The organism is Mycobacterium sp., assembly GCF_035314665.1.
Lineage (GTDB): Bacteria > Actinomycetota > Actinomycetes > Mycobacteriales > Mycobacteriaceae > Mycobacterium.
In genome coordinates this window covers 1-17,432 of the sequence record NZ_DATFZD010000195.1, presented here as the reverse complement: position 1 = coordinate 17,432, position 17,432 = coordinate 1, and the positions used below count along the sequence as shown (strand labels likewise).

Genomic DNA, 17,432 nt, shown 5'->3' with positions numbered 1-17,432 from the left:
ACCGGGAACACCAGCGACCGCTTGTCGCGGTTGGCCACCGACACGAACACGGTCCCTTCGGCGGGCAGCGATCCGTAGGCGGCGGTCTGGCTTTTGGCAAAGGCACTGCCGAAGTCGCGGTCGATCCCCATCACCTCGCCGGTCGATTTCATCTCCGGGCCCAGCAGCGAGTCGATGCTCGAGCCGTCGGCGCGGCGGAACCGGTGGAACGGCAGCACGGCCTCCTTGACGGCGATTGGGGCGTTCGGCGCCGCACTGCCACCGTCGCCGGAGGCCGCCAGCATTCCCTCACCGCGCAGTTGAGAAATCTTGGCGCCCAACATAATGCGAGCACAGGCCTTGGCCAGTGGTATCGCGGTGGCCTTCGAGACGAACGGCACCGTGCGGCTGGCACGCGGATTGGCCTCCAGTACGTAGAGCACATCGTCCTTCAGCGCGTACTGCACGTTGAGCAGGCCCACCACTCCGATGCCGTGGGCGATCGCCTCGGTTGCGCGACGCACCTTTTCGATGTCGCTGCGGCCCAGGGTTACCGGCGGCAACGCACACGCCGAGTCGCCGGAGTGGATGCCGGCCTCTTCGATGTGCTCCATGATCCCGCCGATGTAGACCTCGTCGCCGTCGCAGAGCGCGTCGACGTCGATCTCGATCGCATCCTCCAGAAAGCGGTCGACCAACACCGGGTGTTCGGGTGAGAGTTCGGTGGCGCGGGCAATGTAGCCCTGCAGGGTGTCGTCGTCGTAGACGATTTCCATGCCCCGACCGCCCAGCACGTACGACGGCCGCACCAGCACCGGATAACCGATCTCGGCGGCGATTCGGCGGGCCTGGGCGAAGGTCGTTGCCATGCCGTATCGCGGTGCCGGCAACCCGGCGGCCGACAGCAGGTCGCCGAACGCGCCGCGGTCTTCGGCCAGGTCGATGGCCTCCGGCGGCGTGCCGACAATCGGCACCCCCGCATCCGCGAGCCGCTGCGCCAATCCCAGTGGGGTCTGGCCGCCGAGCTGGACGATGACGCCGACGATGCCCGGTCCCGCCCCGTTTTCGCCTCCGGCGGATAGCTCTTCGGCGTGGAATACCTCCAGGACGTCTTCGAACGTCAGCGGCTCGAAGTACAGCCGGTCGGCGGTGTCGTAATCGGTGGACACCGTCTCCGGGTTGCAGTTGACCATTACGGTTTCAAAACCGGCCTGCGACAACGTCGTTGCGGCATGAACGCAGCTGTAGTCGAATTCGATGCCCTGCCCGATCCGGTTGGGCCCCGAGCCCAGGATCAGCACCTTGGGCCGCTCGGTCTGCGGGGCCACCTCGGTCTCGGCGGACGGGTCGAGCTCGTAGCTGCTGTAGTGATACGGCGTCTTGGCCTCGAACTCCGCAGCGCAGGTGTCGACGGTCTTGTACACGGGGTGGATGCCGAGCCGCCTTCGCAACGTCCGCACGCCGTCCTCGCCGGCCAATTCGGGCCGCAGCGCGGCGATTTGGCGGTCGGACAGACCGCTGTGCTTACCCCGCCGCAGCAGATCCGCATCGAGCACCGGGGCGTCGACCACCTCCCGGCGTAACGTTTCGAGTTCGGCAATCTGTGCGACGAACCACGGGTCGACACCGGAGGCCGCGGCCACCCGTTCGACCGATGCGCCCAGCCGCAATGCCAGTTCGATGTCGTACAGCCGTCCCTCGGTGGGTGTGCGCAGCCGCTCCAGCACCTCGTCAACGCCGCCGTCGGGGTCCGCTCCCGTCCAGAAACCGGCGCGCTTGGTCTCCAGCGATCTCATCACCTTGCCGAGTGCTTCGATGAAATTGCGGCCCAAAGACATTGCTTCGCCGACGGATTTCATGGTGGTGGTCAGCGTGGTGTCGGCGCCGGGGAATTTCTCGAACGCGAACCGCGGTGCCTTGACCACCACATAGTCCAGGGTCGGTTCGAAGCAGGCCGGGGTCTCTTTGGTGATGTCGTTGAGGATCTCGTCAAGGGTGTAGCCGACGGCGAGTTTGGCGGCGATCTTGGCGATCGGAAAACCGGTGGCCTTGGATGCCAGCGCGCTGGACCGCGACACCCGCGGGTTCATCTCGATGACGATCAACCGACCATCGGTCGGGTCGACCGCGAACTGGATGTTGCAGCCGCCGGTATCGACGCCGACCTCGCGCAGGATCGCGATGCCCAGATCCCGCATCCGTTGGTATTCCCGGTCGGTCAGCGTCATCGCCGGCGCCACGGTCACCGAGTCGCCGGTGTGCACGCCCATCGGGTCGACATTCTCGATCGAACACACCACGACGACGTTGTCCTTGCCGTCGCGCATCAGCTCAAGCTCGAATTCCTTCCAGCCGTAGATCGATTCCTCGATCAGCACGTTGGCGCTCGGCGAGGCGGCCAACCCCGCGCCGGCCATCCGGTCGACCTCCTCGGCGCTGTGCGCCAGCCCCGAGCCCAGGCCGCCCATCGTGAACGACGGCCGAACCACCACGGGAAGGCCGAGCTCGGCGACGGTCTCGCGAACCTCGGCAAAAGTGAAACACACGCGGCTGCGGGCCGATTCGCCGCCGACCTTGGCGACGATGTCTTTGAACCGCTGCCGGTCCTCACCGCGCTGGATGGCCTCGAAGTCGGCGCCGATCAGCTCGATGCCGTAGCGCTCCAGCACTCCGCTCTCGTAGAGCGCGACCGCGGTGTTGAGCGCGGTCTGCCCGCCCAGGGTGGCCAGCAGCGCATCGATCTTGTTGCCCCGCTCGGCCTGCTGGGCGATGACCCGTTCGACGAAGCCGGGGGTGATCGGTTCGACGTAGGTGTGATCGGCGTATTCGGGGTCAGTCATGATGGTGGCCGGGTTGGAGTTGACCAGGCTGACCTGGAGTCCTTCGGCGCGCAGCACCCGGCAGGCCTGGGTGCCCGAGTAGTCGAATTCGCAGGCCTGTCCGATGACGATCGGCCCTGAGCCGATCACCAGGACATGACGCAGGTCAGTGCGACGTGGCACTAGCGGCCCTCCCCTGCCATCAGGTCGACGAATTGGTCGAACAGGTATTCCGCGTCGTGCGGACCGGCCGCGGCCTCCGGGTGGTACTGCACCGAAAACGCTTTTCCGTCAACAAGTTTGACGCCCTCGACAACACCGTCGTTGGCGCAGGTGTGACTGACCACCGCCGCGCCGAACGGCGTGTCGAACCGCTGGTTGGCCTCCCCCTCCAACGCGAAGCCGTGATTCTGCGCCGTCACCGCGACCCGCCCAGTGGCGTGATCCATCACCGGGATGTTGATACCGCGGTGACCGAACACCATCTTGTAGGTGGACAGGCCCAGCGCGCGGCCCAGAATCTGGTTGCCGAAACAGATGCCGAACAACGGAATTCCGGCGTCCAGCACTTGGCGGGTCACGTCGACGATGTGGTCGGCGGTGGCCGGATCGCCGGGCCCGTTCGACAGGAACACGCCGTCCGGATTGAGGTCGGTGAGCTGGCCGAAGGTCACCGACGACGGCAGCACGAGGCTGCGGACTCCCCGACGAGCGAAATTGCGCGGGGTGTTGGTCTTGATCCCGAGGTCGATCGCCGCGACGGTGAACCGGTGCGGCCCTTCGGGTTCGACGATGTATTCGGCGGCGGTGCTGACCTGGCCGGCCAGGTCGGCGCCCAGCATCGGCTCTTGGCCGCGCACCCGAGCCACCAGCTCTGGCGCATCGGCGAGCGCGGCTCCGGAGAACACGCCCGCCTTCATCGAGCCGCGGCTGCGCAGGTGGCGCACCACGGCGCGGGTGTCGATACCGGCGATCCCGACGATGCGCTGACGGACCAGTTCGTCCTCCAGAGTTCCGGTGGCCCGCCAGTTCGAGGCTCGCGGCGAGGGATCGCGCACCGCGTAGCCCGCGACCCAGATCTTGTCGCCGCGGCTTTCGGCGTCTTCGCCGTTCCATCCGGTGTTGCCGATCTGCGGGGCGGTGGCCACCACGATCTGGCGGTGATAACTCGGGTCGGTCAGGGTCTCCTGATAGCCGGACATGCCGGTGGAGAAGACCGCTTCGCCCAGAGTCTCCCCGATGGCCCCGAACTCGGTTCCGGTGAACGTCCGGCCGTCCTCGAGGACCAGCATGGCCTTCACAGCGCGACTCCTTCCGGCCAGCTCTGCAGCCAGGTCACGTATTCGTCGCGGTTGTTCGCCCGGAAACCCGTGTCAATCTTGACTCCCGACGGCAGCCGCCATCGGATCGCCAGTATTCCGTCACGGGCGCCGACTTTTCCGGCGACGCCGCGTTCGGTACGGATGGCGGAAATCGACTCCTTGGGGATCCAGATCGGCTGTGCCCGGATGCGTTGCACGAGGATCCCCCCGGGATAACGGCTCAGCACCGCCCTGCTGCGGTAGCCGAGGTCGCCGGCGGTGATCCGCTCGCTCCAGGTCGGTGCCATGGCGCAGCCGACATAGACGCCGCGGGTGGTGATGGTGGCCGAGCCGGTCCACTCTGGCATGTCGGGCAGCGTGCCGATCAGCTCGGCCTGCCGTCGGGCGCGCGCTCGCCAGCCGCGCATCATCATTTGGATGACGAATGCGATCAGCAGCGCCAAAATCGCGGCCATTATCAGCGATGCGACCAGTGTTCCGGAATTCATGCCGGGCTCTTTCCGTCGCGGGCGGTGATCTTGCCGCGCAACAGCGTTGCGGTCACGGTGGCGGGCAACGTCATCGCTTCGTACGGAGTGTTGGCCGAACGGCTGGCCAGTTCAGGACCGGCGACCGTCCAGGTGGCGTCGGGGTCCACCAGGGTCAGGTTGGCCGGTTCCCCGATTTCCAGCGGTCGACCGTGGTCGGGCAGCCCCACGATGCGGGCCGGGTTCTCGCTCATCACCTTCGCCACACCACGCCACGTCAGCAGGCCGGGGACGACCATCGTCTGCACCACCGCCGACAGTGCGGTCTGCAGCCCCAACATGCCAGGCAGCGCCGCCGCGAACTCGACGCATTTCTCGTGCTCGGCATGCGGGGCGTGATCGGTGGCCACACAGTCGATCACCCCGTCGGCCAGCGCCTGACGCAGCGCCTGCGCGTCGGCGGCTTCCCTGAGCGGCGGGTTGACCCGGTTGATCCCGTCGTAGCTGGCCAGCCGGCTGTCATCGAGCAGCAGGTGATGGGGCGTGACCTCGGCGGTGATCGAAATACCTTGGGACTTAGCCCATCTGACGATCTCGACGGTGCCCGCTGTGGAGGCGTGGCAGATGTGTACTCGGGCGCCGGCGTCGCGGGCCAGCAAGGCGTCGCGGGCGACGATCGACTCTTCGGCGGACCTCGGCCAGCCCGACAACCCCAGCCTGGCGGCGTTGGGCCCTTCGTGCGCGACGGCCCCAACGGTCAGCCTGGGTTCTTCGGCGTGCTGGGCGATCAGGACGCCCAGGCCGGTCGCGTATTCGAGCGCGCGGCGCATCACCAGCGGGTCGTACACACACTTGCCGTCGTCGGAGAACATCCGCACCTGCGCAGCACCGGCGGCCATCATGCCCATTTCGGTGAGCTCGGTTCCGGCCAGCCCGACGGTGACCGCGCCGACCGGGTGCACGTCGACCAGACCGACCTGCTGGCCGCGGTGCCAGACATGGTCGGTGACCACCGGGTTGTCGGCGACCGGGTTGGTGTTGGCCATCGCGAACACCGCGGTAAATCCGCCGAGAGCCGCAGCGGCCGAACCGGTTTCGATGTCCTCGGCGTATTCGCGACCGGGCTCGCGCAGATGGGTGTGCAGATCGACGAAGCCCGGCAGCAGGATCTGCCCGGTGGCGTCGATGACATCTGCGTGGTCCGGAATCGCCAGCCCGGCGCCGATATCGGCGATCTGACCGTCGTCGACCAGCACGTCGACCCGCTCGCCCTCGCCGTACAGGCGCACCCCGCGGAGCAGCACGCTCATGCCACGACCTCTTTTCCGGCGGACCCTGTCCCTACTAGCAGATGGAACAGCACCGCCATGCGCACGTGCACACCGTTGGAAACCTGTTGCAGCACAGCTGATTGCGTCGAGTCGGCTACTGAAGACGAGATCTCCATGCCACGCAGCATCGGGCCGGGATGCAGCACCACCGCGTGGCCGGGAAGCATCGCCTGGCGCCGATCGGATAGCCCGTAGCGCACCGAATACTCGCGGGCGGACGGGAAGAAACCGCCGTTCATCCGCTCGGCCTGCACCCGCAACATCAGCACCGCGTCGGCGGCGGGCAGCTCGGCATCGAGATCGTAGGAGACGGTGACCGGCCAGTCGGCTACCCCGACCGGCAGCAGGGTCGGCGGTGCCACCAGCACCACCTCGGCACCCAGGGTGGCCAGCAGCATGACGTTGGACCGGGCGACCCGGCTGTGCAGGATGTCGCCGACGATGACGACGCGTCGGCCGTCGATGTCGCCGAGTCGCTGCCGGATGGTCAGCGCGTCCAGCAACGCCTGGGTCGGGTGCTCGTGGGTGCCGTCGCCGGCGTTGATCACCGACGGGCCGCCGTCCCCGCTGGCCGTCCAGTCGGCAAGCCGGTGCGCCGCCCCCGATGCCGGGTGCCGAATGATCAGCGCGTCCGCGCCGGCCGCGCGCAGCGTCAGCGCGGTGTCGCGCAGCGATTCGCCTTTGCCCACCGAGGATCCGGCCGCGCTGACGTTGATCACGTCGGCGCTCATCCACTTGCCGGCGACCTCGAACGACACCCGGGTGCGGGTCGAGTTCTCGTAGAACATCGTGATCACCGTCCGGCCCCGCAGCGTCGGCAGCTTGCGGACCTCGCGGCCCATCAGCGCCTGGGCGAACCGGTCGGCGTCGTCGAGGATGGCGGTAGCTTCGGCGCGGCTGAGGTCTCCGGCGGCCAGCAGGTGCCTGCTCATGGCGCATCCTCCCGCGAGATGACCACGCCGTCGCGGCCGTCGTGTTCGGCGAGCAGCACGTGCACGCTCTCGCCGCGCGAGGTGGGCACATTCTTGCCGACGTAGTCGGCGCGCAGCGGCAGTTCGCGGTGGCCGCGGTCGACCAGCACGGCCAGCTGCACGACTCGCGGCCGGCCCTGATCGCGCAGCGCGTCCAGCGCCGAGCGCACCGAGCGCCCGGAGTAGAGCACGTCGTCGACGAGAATGACCAATGCGTCGTCGATGCCACCGGCCGGAATCGAGGTGGCCTCCAGTGGCCGGGGCGGCTTTTGCATCAGGTCGTCGCGGTACAGGGTGATGTCCAGCGCACCGTGGCCCACCTCGACACCGCTGTATTCGGCGATGTTGGCGGCCAGGCGGTTGGCCAGGCTCACGCCGCGGGTCGGGATACCCAGCAGCACCACACGAGGCGAATCGGCGCCATCCAGCGCTGTCTTTTCGATGATCTGGTGTGCGATACGGGAAATGGTGCGACCCACGTCGGCCGCCGACATCAATTCCCTCGGTCCGCTGCGGAAAGCGGCCTCACCCGCGGCACCCATGCGAGATCCTGACCTCCTTCTCCGCCTCTCTGGACGGATCGTTAAAGGATGTCGACTGGTGCGCAGCGTAGCACCCGGGGGCTCAGGGAAGACAATCCGAGCCGCGTGCCGTGGTATGAAACTGAACGCCGCTGGAATGCGGCCGCGGTCACAGGCCGAGCGCGGTATCCGTCAGGCCCATCAGCAGAAACTCCGGGTTAAAAATCAGCGCGCCCCCGACGGCGAGACCGCCCGCTCGGCGCGCGCGGTTGTTGTGGTCGTGACTCATTGCCGCCTCCATCGGTTACCTGGATGCCGCCGACGAGACAGACGAACCGGACACACCCATCCTTCAGCATTTCTCAGGAATTTCTGAGGCAGAGACTGTTCCGTTATCAAAACGCGATCCCCAAAGCGACGACGCGGCGTTGCGTTCGTCGAGAAGTGTTGCAGATCAACGAGATCGGCTGCCGCGACATCGAAGCCACCTGCCGGCGCCGGCAATCGGGGACTACCCTGGCGGGCATGACAAGCGCGAGTTCCTCTCCCCAACCTTCTGGCGGTGCTCGGTACGATTTCGATGCCCTCTATCGAGGCGAAAGCCCGGGTGAAGGCGTCCCAGCAATGGCGACGCCGCCGTGGGATACCAAGGCCCCCAAGGAGAACGTCGTCGCCTGGCACGAGGGTGGCTGGGTTCACGGTGATGTGCTGGACATCGGGTGCGGACTGGGCGACAACGCCATCTACCTGGCTCGGCAGGGCTTCAACGTCACCGGCCTCGACATCTCGCCGACCGCGCTGATCACCGCCGAACGGCGGGCCAAGGACGCCGGGGTCAACGTGACGTTCGCGGTGACCGACTCCACCAAGCTCGAGGGCTACACCGACGCATTCGACACCGTCGTCGACAGCGGCATGTTCCACTGCCTCAACGACGACGCCAAGCGCAGCTACGCGGCCGCGGCCCATCGCGCAACCAGGCCGGGCGCCACCCTGTTGCTCAGCTGTTTCTCCGACGCAAACCCCTCCGACGACGAATGGCCACGGCCTGCGGTGTCCGAGCAGACGCTGCGCGACGTCCTCGGCGGCGCGGGCTGGAACATCGAATCGCTGGAGCCCGCTACCTGGCAGCGCGAGATCGACGGCTCGCAAGTCGAGATGGCGTTCTGGTACGTCAGGGCGCAGCGGCACTAGCGTCCGGCGGGTTAACGCCACCGCGAAGCTCGCCAGACCGCGGTGATCATCCTCTCGCTGCGCCAGGATGGCGTCGCAACGGCCCAGAAAGTCGGTTACCAGCGCCAACCCGACGGGCTCTGAGTATGCTGTGCGTTCACTTGCTAATGGGCCGCCGCCGAAGCATGGCGTGCCCCACGTTTCTGGGGAAGGGATTTCAATGTCTGTCGCAACGGGCACCCCCAGCTAATCGAGGATCCGATGAGCGACAAGTCCAGCAGCCCGATCCGTCCACTGATCGGGTTCACCACCCGCGATGACGCACCGCAGATAGCCCCGGCACCGGTTAGCCGGACGTGGATGTCAGAGATCACAGAGTCCCGTAAGGGTTGGCCTAATCGGTGTTTACCGATGCTGATGGCCAACCAAAGCGGCTGGGAGCTGCGCAATCGGTACGGGTTCACCGCTACGTGGGTCGGTGAACAAAACGGCCTGGACATCAAGATCACACCCGACAAGCGCGACACCGAACAGTTCCTGCCCCTCGGCCATTTTGGTAACGGCATCCTGACCTGGCATCTGCCGATAGTGTTTCGCACTCCGCCGGGCTACAACCTGTTGGTCCGCGGACCGGCGAACTATCCGAAGGACGCCGTTTCTCCGCTAGAGGGCATCGTCGAAACCGACTGGGCGAGCGCAAGTTTCAGCATGAGCTGGAAACTCACCCGTAAACTGATGCCGGTGCGATTCGAGGTCGACGAACCGATATGCATGATCGTCCCGCAGCGCCGAGCCGAGCTTGAAGAGTTCGCCCCTGAACTCAGGCGAATCGAGTCCGATGAAGATCTGCAGCGCAAGCATGAGATCTTTCTTCGCTCACGTGACGCGGCAAAGCAAATCGAGCAGATCGAGAGGGTCGCCGCGGGAGAGCAAGTGGAGTGGCAAGGCGACTACACGCGAGGCCGACACGCCGACGGCGAGGCCGGCACGCCGGATCACCAGACTCGCCGTCGTCTTCGTCCATTTGTTCAGCCTGAACCTGAGAAGTCGCAAGGGTTGGACGTGGCCGGGCTCGAATAGCCGCACGAAAGCGGCCTCGTAGAGGGTTACCACCGATGGTTGTTCTGGCTCGTCCGTCCGTAATGGCGCGCACTAACCTGGACCGGTGAATCTCGAGGGCAATCAGGCCTCCATCCGCGAAGCCTTCGATGCCGGTCTGCTCGCCGGTGCGGTGACCGTGGTGTGGCAGCACGGACGCGTGTTGCAGGTCAACGAGATCGGCTACCGCGACGTCGACGCCAAGTTGCCAATGCAGCGCGACACGCTGTTTCGCATCGCATCGATGACCAAGCCGGTCACTGTCGCTGCGGCGATGAGCCTGATCGACGAGGGCAAGCTGGCGTTGCGGGACCCGATCGTGCGTTGGTTGCCGGAGTTCGCCGACGTGCGGGTGCTGGACGACCCGACCGGGCCGCTGGACCGAACACATCCGGTGCAGCGCGCGGTCCTGGTCGAGGACCTGCTCACCCATACCAGCGGCCTCGCATACGGGTTCTCGGTGGGCGGACCGATATCCCGCGCTTACGTCCGCCTGCCGTTCGGGCGCGGACCCGACGCGTGGCTGGCTGCGCTTGCCGAGCTGCCGCTGGTCCACCAGCCGGGCGAGCGGCTGACCTACAGCCACGCCATCGATGTCATCGGCGTGCTGGTGTCACGCATCGAGGACAAGCCGTTTTATCAGATGCTCGACGAGCGAATCCTGCAGCCGCTGGGCATGATTGACACCGGATTCTTCGTCTCGGTGGAGGGGCGCCGCCGCGCGGCGACCATGTATCGGCTCGATGAGCACGACCGGCTACAACACGACGTGATGGGGCAACCGCATATCTCACCGCCGGCGTTCTGCAACGCGGGCGGCGGGTTGTGGTCGACGGCCGACGACTATCTGCGGTTCGTCGAAATGCTCATGGGCGAAGGGGCATTGGATGGTGTGCGGGTGCTCTCGCCGGAGTCGGCGCGGCTGATGCGCACCGATCGGCTCACTGTTGAGCAGAAGCAGCACCCATTTCTCGGCGCGCCGTTCTGGATCGGCCGCGGGTTCGGGCTGAACCTATCGGTGGTGACCGATCCGGCGAAGTCGGCGCCGTTATTCGGGCCGGGAGGTCTCGGGACCTTCAGCTGGCCCGGTGCATACGGGACGTGGTGGCAAGCCGACCCGACCGCGGACCTGATCATGCTCTACCTGATTCAGAACATGCCGACAATGGCGGGTGACGCCGCCGCCGCAGTCGCCGGGAACACATCACGCGCCAAACTGCAAGCGGTGCAGCCGAAATTCGTGCACCGCACCTATCGCGCGCTAGGCCTTTGATGGCCGAATTCACACCTGAGCGCATCGCCGGGCCGCGGCTGTTGCTGCGCCTGCCGGTACTCGACGACGCCGGCGCGCTGTTCCAAAGGATTGGCCGCGATCCCCAGGTCACCAAATATCTGCTGTGGACACCGCACCCCGACGTGGGGGTAACGCGGCGGGTGATCACCGAACGAATGAACGTGGATGCACACCTGCGAACCTGGGTGATGGTGCTGCAGCATAGCGGCGAGATCGTCGGGATGCTCAGTTGCGCGCGTCCGCTACCGTACGCCGCAGAAATCGGTTACTCCGTCGGTCGGCGTTGGTGGGGCAAGGGTTTGATGTCCGAAGCGCTCGACATGCTGATGGCGACCCTGCGCGCTGACCCCGACGTTTACCGCGTGTGGGCTACGTGTCATGTGGACAACGTGCGTTCCGCGCGCGTATTGGAGCGAGCCGACTTCACGCTTGAAGGTCGCCTGGCCCGTCATACGATCTACCCCAACCTCGGGCCCGAACCGCGCGACAGCCTGCTCTACGCCAAGGCGCTGCGCTGATTTGGCACCTCTGCGCCGAACACGAAGACGCAAGCCGATCGCCCGTCACTTCCCCGCGGCCAGGTCGCTATCGACGATTACTGCCACCTTCCCCAGTACGCCATGGCCCGCCTTCAGCGACTGCAGTCCCGCATTGATCGCGTCGACGGTGCTGTCGATGGTCTGGCCGATGTGCGGGACCACAACTCGCTGCGCCGCCCACTCCATCGCCAAAGCCATCCCACGCTGGAGAAAGGCGCGTGCCTCGCCGTCGAGCGTGGCGGGTTCGGAGAAGTAGCGCAGCAGATTGACGTTGACATGCTTCGCGTCGCGCTCGGCCAAGATGGCATCTACCGGGCTGTGCGTTTCGACCAGCCGTGTCGTCTTGCCAGGGCCGACGCCGAGCACGATCCAGCTGCCGCCCCGCCGAACGGTTTTCGCAGTCTCGACAAAACCATGCTCGCTGTAGGTGGCATCGAAGACGAGGTCAACGCCGCGGCCACCGGCCAGCTTCGCGATTTCGGCAGCGACGTCGTCGCGCTTGTAGTCGAAAACGTGCTGGGCGCCGGACTGCTTGGCCAGTGCGATCGATTGCGGTGTGCTGCCGCTGCTGATGACCAGTCCGGCCCCGAGGGCACGTGCCGCCATCTGCACCGCGAGATGCCCGACGCCTCCCCCACCTCCCGGGATATAGACGGCATCACCCGCGCGGAACGCCGGATAAAGACCCGCGAAAGCGGACAAGAAGGCCATTGGAAGCGCCGCAGCATCGCGGAAGCTCAGGGATGGCGGCTTGCCGACGGTGAGGAATTGGTGTGCGACGGCGTAGCTGCCTTCGCCTGTCGCGGCCCAGCCGCCATCACCATTCAAATCGGCCATGGCGGCTACCGCGTCGCCGACGGCCAAGCCAGTCACACCATCGCCCGCGGCGACCACCACCCCGGCGAGATCGAGACCGAGGGCGACCGGCGGCGTCCGTCCCATGAAATTGAGATCGGCCAGTTTGTACTCCAGCGGGTTGAGCGACGAGGCGGCCACGCGGATCAGAACCTCGTCGGTTGCCGGCTGCCGGACGGGAACGCGCACCGCCTCAAGCGGCAGCCCGCCCCGGTCTCTTGTGTAACCGACGCCGAGAAACGTCTCCGGAATCGTCTGAGTCTGCTTCATGACCCTGCTGCTTTCCGCCGGCTCTCGCGAGCGTATCATCCTGCCCTGCTTCGTAATTCGGCGAGTCTGACCTGTTTTTCGGCGAACCATTGATGTTCGTAGCCGGGCGCGGGAATCAACGATCCGGCCTCCATCACATCTGTATGATCAGTCTCGGTCACCGAGATCCAAAGCTCGGCTTCCGGCTGGCCCGTGATACGTGTCCACATCTCCGAGAGCTGGCGCAGCATTCCCTGTCGCGTTTCGAGGGAACGTCCGTCCCGGTTAATGCCGAGAATTAAAGATTGCGCTGTTGGTTTGCCGCCCGCGAAGCATTCGCCCTCGGGCATCTCGTGAAACAGAACCTTGACCCATGACCCCGGCGCTCCGGTGACGTTGCAGTACATGTTGGTCATCTCTTCGGCGAGCTTGGCCTTGGCGGACTTGCTGAGAAGTCCTTTCGGGCTATAGCACTGGTAGACGGGCATGATGTTTCCTTTCCATTTTTCTACTGGTTTGGTGTCACCGGGTGAGCGCGGTCGGCACGGGGACCTTGAGGTACTCCAGCAACGCGGCAAGCTTGTGATCCAATTCGATTCCCACCTCCGTGATTTCGGGCGTGTTGAAGCTGCCGAACCGGGTGCTGGGTTGGTCCAGGGTGAACCAGGTGACGCCGTCGGCGTCTTCCACAAGGGCGGTGCGCAAGGGCGCATAGAGCAGAATAGCCGGGTTGTAGCGGTACATCCTTTCCGCAATGGTGTGATTGCCCATGAGGTACTCGACACAACGGCCGCCGTCTCCGGCCAGACTCATCAGCGACGTGAAGTCGTGCGACCAGTAGAGAATAAAGTCGTGTGGCGCGTTCTCTGCCGTGGCTTGCAGAATGGTCTGCCAGTCGACGCCGCGCTTGACGAGCGAGTCGAACCGTTCGCTCTGAAACGCAGGTACTGCTCGCTCATAGCGATCCCTGAACCCGTCGAACGAGTCGTCGATCTGGATCGTCAACCGATCGACCTGATGGGAGACCGTTTCGATCGGGCCCTTCAATGATTGCGTCATGATTTCTCCTTTTGTTTCTCTCTGAATTCCCCCGCGCCACATTGATTTATGACGATGTCGAACTGGTAATCGCCGTACTGCGGTGTTGGCATGACTGGACTCCCTTCATCGATCTGGCGCGGCTCGTCAGTAGCGGCGGGGACGCTTCGTTTGCTCGATCCGGGCCGAACTATGTCGGGCGTCATACTTACTATATGAGAGCGAGGTTACAACCACATTCGACTAGCTGTCAAGAGATATGTATGATGGGCGACATGCCAAAGAAGACTGATAGCAAGGAACGCATGGTCGCCGCCGCGCGACGGCTGTTCCGCGAGCACGGCTATCTGGGCACCGCTTTGTCGGACGTCGTCACCGAGAGCGCCGCCCCGCGCGGATCGATCTACTTTCATTTCCCGGGCGGCAAGGAGGAGCTCGCCAGCGAGGTCACCCTTCTGCATGCCTCCGTCCGCATCGCCGATATCAACCGCGCGGCCGCCACCACGACCACCGCGGCGCAGCTGATCGAGGTCTTCATGGGCCGAGAACGCGATGACCTGGTCGCCAGCAACTACCGCGAGGGGTGCGCTGTGGCTCCCATCGTCATCGAGACGACGCCCGCTTCCGATGTGCTGAGCGACGTGGCCCGGCGGTCCTTCGAGGATCTGATCACTACGCTGGCCGCGCGCTTCACCGAAAAGGGCCTCCCCCACGAGAGGGCCGTGCGGCTGGCCACCAACGTGTGGACCAGCATGGAAGGAGCGCTCATCCTCAGCCGCGTATTACGCAGCCCCGAGCCGTTCGACCTGGCCATCGCCCAACTGGCCGCAACCGCCGACACCGAGGCAGCCGCCTAGGGAGGGTTCATGCCCACGTACATGTGTTATGCCCACGAGGGTCAAATCACGGCTGAGCAGAAGTCTCAGATCGCAGCGGGAATTGCGCGGATCCACAGCCGGTACACGGGAGCTCCAGTTGCATTCTCCCAGTGCATTTTCCGCAACCTCAAGTCAGACGAGCATTTCATAGGTTTGCAGCCCGCGCCCCACAACGGCGTGTTCGTCTACGGCCACATTCGCGCCGAGCGGGCCAGCACCGCCAAGAACGACATCCTGATCGGAATTCGAGATCTCCTCATGTGGGTGCTGAACGTTCCCGAATCGGTGGTGTGGGTGTATCTGAACGACCTCGCTCACACCGACATGGTCGAGTTCGGCCGTGTTTTGCCTGAACCGCGTGGCGAGCAGGCCTGGGTCGATGAGCTCCCGCAAGACGTGCGCGATGAATTGGCTAGGCGTGGAGGGCAGTAACCAACCCCGTGGTGTTGACTGGAGGCGCCGCAACTTCCGCTAGCCGAGAACGGCCCGCGTCGATGCCGCGGCCACGTACGACCCTTTGCCGTTTCCGTTTGCCTCGGCGACCGCGCGCCGCGCCGCGGTAATCCGTTTGAGTGCCGCCTCGGTGAACACCGACAACCCCAGGTCGTGGTCGTATCCGTGGATTTCCTTGACGTCGAGTTGGGCAAGGAAATACAGGATTTGCTTGGAGACCACCTGACCTGGAACCAGCACCGGGAAGCCGGGCGGATACGGCACGACGAAAGTGGTGGACACCAACGTTTTTCCGTCGGCGAGGCGTCGCGCGGCCTCACCGGCCAGGACGTGCTCGCGGTCGGACTCCTCATATCCGGCGTAGAACGCCGCACGCATGTCGCCGAACGAGCTGGCGCCGCCGGGTCGGAACGCGACGTCGAATTCACTGAAGTCCGGCAGCGGCGGCAGGTCCTCGGTTATCTCCTCAACCCGGCGCTGTTGCAGCGCACGATCATCCTTGCCGGCCGCGCACTCGCTGCGATCGAAATCGGTGGCCACCCTGCGTAATACATCGAGCAGGTAGTGCACGCTCGACCAGGTCACACCGATCGTGAAGATCAACAGCACACTGTTGATCGACGTCTTGTTGATCTGGATGCCAAACCGGTCCATCAGGATCTTCTCGCGGAAGTCGTATCCGTTCATACCGGTCTGACCCACATACAGGGTGACCCGCGTCGGGTCGAGGACGAATTGGTCGGAGCGCCACGCCTCGTTCCACTCCGCCAGCGCACCTTGGCGCACCTGTCGGTAGGAGCTGACCTCCGAGAGCCGGAACTGGTCGGGAACCAGGTCGGACTCGTCGAGGATGCGAAACCACTTGCTGATCAAGCGGTCTTTGCGGACGCGGTGCCGGAAAACCAGCGCCATGTCGTAGACGTTTCGGACCAGTTGGAAACCTTCGATATCGACTTGCCGTCGCGCCAAATCCAGCGATGCCAGCAGTTGCTGGTTCGGTGAGGTCGAGGTGTGCGTCAAAAACGCCTCACCGAACGCATCGCGGGTGAGCGCCTTGAAATCCTGGTCACGGATGTGGATCATCGACGCCTGCCGCAGCGCCGACAGCGACTTGTGGGTGGAGTGTGTCGCGTAGACCCGCACGCGTGCCCGGCTCGGGTCGGGGTGCAGCCGGTGTTCGATCCACTCCGCACGGGCCTCACCTGGTTCAAACCCGGGCATCTCCGCGCGCCACGTTTGGTACTCCCTGGCGTAGGCCGGAGACGACAACATCGACTCGAGTTGCTCGGCGGCAACCATCGCGGTGCGCTGCCGCGCCCACGGCACCGCGGTGGCGAACGCGTACCACGCCTCGTCCCACAGGAAGCAGATGTCCGGCTTGATCGCCAGCACCTCTTCCATCACCCGCCGCGGGTTGTAGACCACGCCGTCGAACGTGCAGTTAGTGAGCAGTAGCATGCGCACTCGGTCCAGCTGTCCGGCCGCCTCCAGGTCGAGCAACGCCTTTTTGATCGTTTGCAGCGGTACGGCTCCGTAGATCGCGAACGGCTGCAGCTCGTAGGCGTCGAGGTACAGCGGGTAGGCGCCCGCCAGCACCAGCCCGTAGTGGTGCGACTTGTGGCAATTGCGGTCGATCAGCACGATGTCGCCGGGCCGGGTGAGCGCCTGCACGACGATCTTGTTTGCCGTCGACGTCCCGTTGGTGACGAAGTAGGTCTCGTTGCTATTCCAGGTTTTGGCGGCTTTGTCCATCGCCGCCCTGATGTTGCCGTGCGGGTCCAGCAGCGAGTCCAGTCCGCCCGATGTGGTCGACGTCTCGGCCATGAAAATATTGCGGCCGTAGAACTCGCCCATGTCCTGCAGCGACTTCGAGTTGAAGATGCTGGCGCCGCGGGCGACCGGAAGGGCGTGGAATTGACCGGCCGGCCGTGCCGCATAAGCGCGTAGCGCGTCGAAAAACGGTGTGGTGTAACGGTTCCGGATGCCAGCGAGCACGGTGCTGTACAGATCGGTGACGTCGTTGAGTCGGTAGAAGGTGCGGTCGTAGATGTCCGTCTTATCCTCGGTCTCGGCGGCGATCGATTCGTCGGTGAGCAGGTAAAGGTCGATGTGTGGCCGCAGCTCGCGGATCCACTCGCCGCATTCCACCCAGTCGTGGGTACGGTCGGTGGCCACCACTTTGTCGTTGGCGCCGAGCAAGGTCGTCATCAACGGCACCCGGTCCCGGGACCGCAGCCGAATATCATGCCGGATGATCGCCGCTTGAATCTCCCCGTTCAACGCGACCGCGGTGATGGCGTCCTCGACGCTGCTCACGACCAACAGCTCGAACTGCATATCGTCGGAGGGGTCGCGCAGCGCGCGCAGACTTTCCGCCAAGCCCTCGGGGGCGGTGGGAGGGGAATCGTCGGCGAGCAGAACCGTGTAGAACTGCTGTTCTTTGGC

The 17,432-nt window shown here is 65.1% G+C and carries 16 protein-coding genes; 6 read left to right on the top strand and 10 right to left on the bottom strand.

Going from position 1 to position 17,432, the window contains the following annotated elements; translation table 11 throughout:
- From carB to pyrR, 6 genes are all read right to left on the bottom strand, one after another.
- The coding region (gene carB, locus VKI00_RS15105) for a carbamoyl-phosphate synthase large subunit (protein ID WP_324438680.1) at nt 1-2,981 on the bottom strand (2,981 nt) is incomplete at its 3' end.
- Nucleotides 2,981-4,090 carry a glutamine-hydrolyzing carbamoyl-phosphate synthase small subunit gene (gene carA, locus VKI00_RS15100; RefSeq protein WP_324438682.1) on the bottom strand — a complete coding sequence of 370 codons (1,110 nt, stop codon included), beginning with the start codon at nt 4,088-4,090 and terminating at the stop codon, nt 2,981-2,983. The genes carB and carA, both read right to left, overlap by 1 nt.
- Before the next feature lie 5 nt (nt 4,091-4,095).
- Entirely contained in the window at nt 4,096-4,608 is a 513-nt protein-coding gene (locus VKI00_RS15095) for a transporter (RefSeq protein WP_324438678.1), read from the bottom strand.
- On the bottom strand, nt 4,605-5,897 hold the full coding sequence (locus VKI00_RS15090) for a dihydroorotase (RefSeq protein ID WP_324438676.1): 1,293 nt from the start codon (nt 5,895-5,897) through the stop codon (nt 4,605-4,607). Before VKI00_RS15090 ends, VKI00_RS15095 begins: the two co-directional genes overlap by 4 nt.
- Nucleotides 5,894-6,850 carry an aspartate carbamoyltransferase catalytic subunit gene (locus VKI00_RS15085; protein WP_324438674.1) on the bottom strand — a complete coding sequence of 319 codons (957 nt, stop codon included), beginning with the start codon at nt 6,848-6,850 and terminating at the stop codon, nt 5,894-5,896. The genes VKI00_RS15090 and VKI00_RS15085 overlap by 4 nt, the downstream gene beginning before the upstream one ends.
- The gene (gene pyrR / locus VKI00_RS15080; RefSeq protein WP_324438672.1) at nt 6,847-7,431 is read right to left on the bottom strand and encodes a bifunctional pyr operon transcriptional regulator/uracil phosphoribosyltransferase PyrR; all 585 of its coding nucleotides are present in this window, start codon (nt 7,429-7,431) and stop codon (nt 6,847-6,849) included. The genes VKI00_RS15085 and pyrR overlap by 4 nt, the downstream gene beginning before the upstream one ends.
- 504 nt (nt 7,432-7,935) lie before the next feature.
- On the opposite strand from pyrR, the gene VKI00_RS15075 reads away from it, so the two are divergent.
- The 4 genes from VKI00_RS15075 to VKI00_RS15060 all read left to right on the top strand — a co-directional run bounded on the left by VKI00_RS15075 (nt 7,936) and on the right by VKI00_RS15060 (nt 11,493).
- The gene (locus VKI00_RS15075; protein WP_324438670.1) at nt 7,936-8,604 is read left to right on the top strand and encodes a class I SAM-dependent methyltransferase; all 669 of its coding nucleotides are present in this window, start codon (nt 7,936-7,938) and stop codon (nt 8,602-8,604) included.
- 240 nt (nt 8,605-8,844) lie between these two features.
- Entirely contained in the window at nt 8,845-9,663 is an 819-nt protein-coding gene (locus tag VKI00_RS15070) for a DUF6065 family protein (protein ID WP_324438669.1), read from the top strand.
- A gap of 85 nt (nt 9,664-9,748) precedes the next feature.
- Complete coding sequence (locus tag VKI00_RS15065; RefSeq protein WP_324438667.1) at nt 9,749-10,954, top strand: serine hydrolase domain-containing protein; 1,206 nt, start codon at nt 9,749-9,751, stop codon at nt 10,952-10,954.
- On the top strand, nt 10,954-11,493 hold the full coding sequence (locus VKI00_RS15060) for a GNAT family N-acetyltransferase (RefSeq protein WP_324438665.1): 540 nt from the start codon (nt 10,954-10,956) through the stop codon (nt 11,491-11,493). Before VKI00_RS15065 ends, VKI00_RS15060 begins: the two co-directional genes overlap by 1 nt.
- A 45-nt stretch (nt 11,494-11,538) precedes the next feature.
- Here VKI00_RS15060 and VKI00_RS15055 read toward each other — a convergent pair whose 3' ends face one another.
- From VKI00_RS15055 to VKI00_RS15045, 3 genes are read right to left on the bottom strand one after another with little or no spacing between them, the layout of a single operon-like run.
- Complete coding sequence (locus VKI00_RS15055; protein ID WP_324438663.1) at nt 11,539-12,639, bottom strand: zinc-binding alcohol dehydrogenase family protein; 1,101 nt, start codon at nt 12,637-12,639, stop codon at nt 11,539-11,541.
- A gap of 35 nt (nt 12,640-12,674) precedes the next feature.
- Nucleotides 12,675-13,106 carry a tautomerase family protein gene (locus tag VKI00_RS15050; protein ID WP_324438661.1) on the bottom strand — a complete coding sequence of 144 codons (432 nt, stop codon included), beginning with the start codon at nt 13,104-13,106 and terminating at the stop codon, nt 12,675-12,677.
- Nucleotides 13,107-13,140: 34 nt separating this feature from the next.
- Nucleotides 13,141-13,665 (bottom strand): DUF302 domain-containing protein, encoded by a 525-nt coding sequence (locus tag VKI00_RS15045; RefSeq protein ID WP_324438659.1) that lies wholly within the window; start codon nt 13,663-13,665, stop codon nt 13,141-13,143.
- Nucleotides 13,666-13,931: 266 nt separating this feature from the next.
- Here VKI00_RS15045 and VKI00_RS15040 point away from each other — a divergent pair, with 266 nt between their 5' ends.
- Nucleotides 13,932-14,513 (top strand): helix-turn-helix domain-containing protein, encoded by a 582-nt coding sequence (locus VKI00_RS15040; RefSeq protein ID WP_324438657.1) that lies wholly within the window; start codon nt 13,932-13,934, stop codon nt 14,511-14,513.
- Between the two features lie 9 nt (nt 14,514-14,522).
- Nucleotides 14,523-14,966, top strand: coding sequence for a tautomerase family protein (locus tag VKI00_RS15035; protein WP_324438655.1), 444 nt, complete (start codon nt 14,523-14,525; stop codon nt 14,964-14,966).
- Nucleotides 14,967-15,005: 39 nt separating this feature from the next.
- Here VKI00_RS15035 and VKI00_RS15030 read toward each other — a convergent pair.
- The coding region (locus VKI00_RS15030; protein ID WP_414687201.1) for an aminotransferase class I/II-fold pyridoxal phosphate-dependent enzyme at nt 15,006-17,432 on the bottom strand (2,427 nt) is incomplete at its 5' end.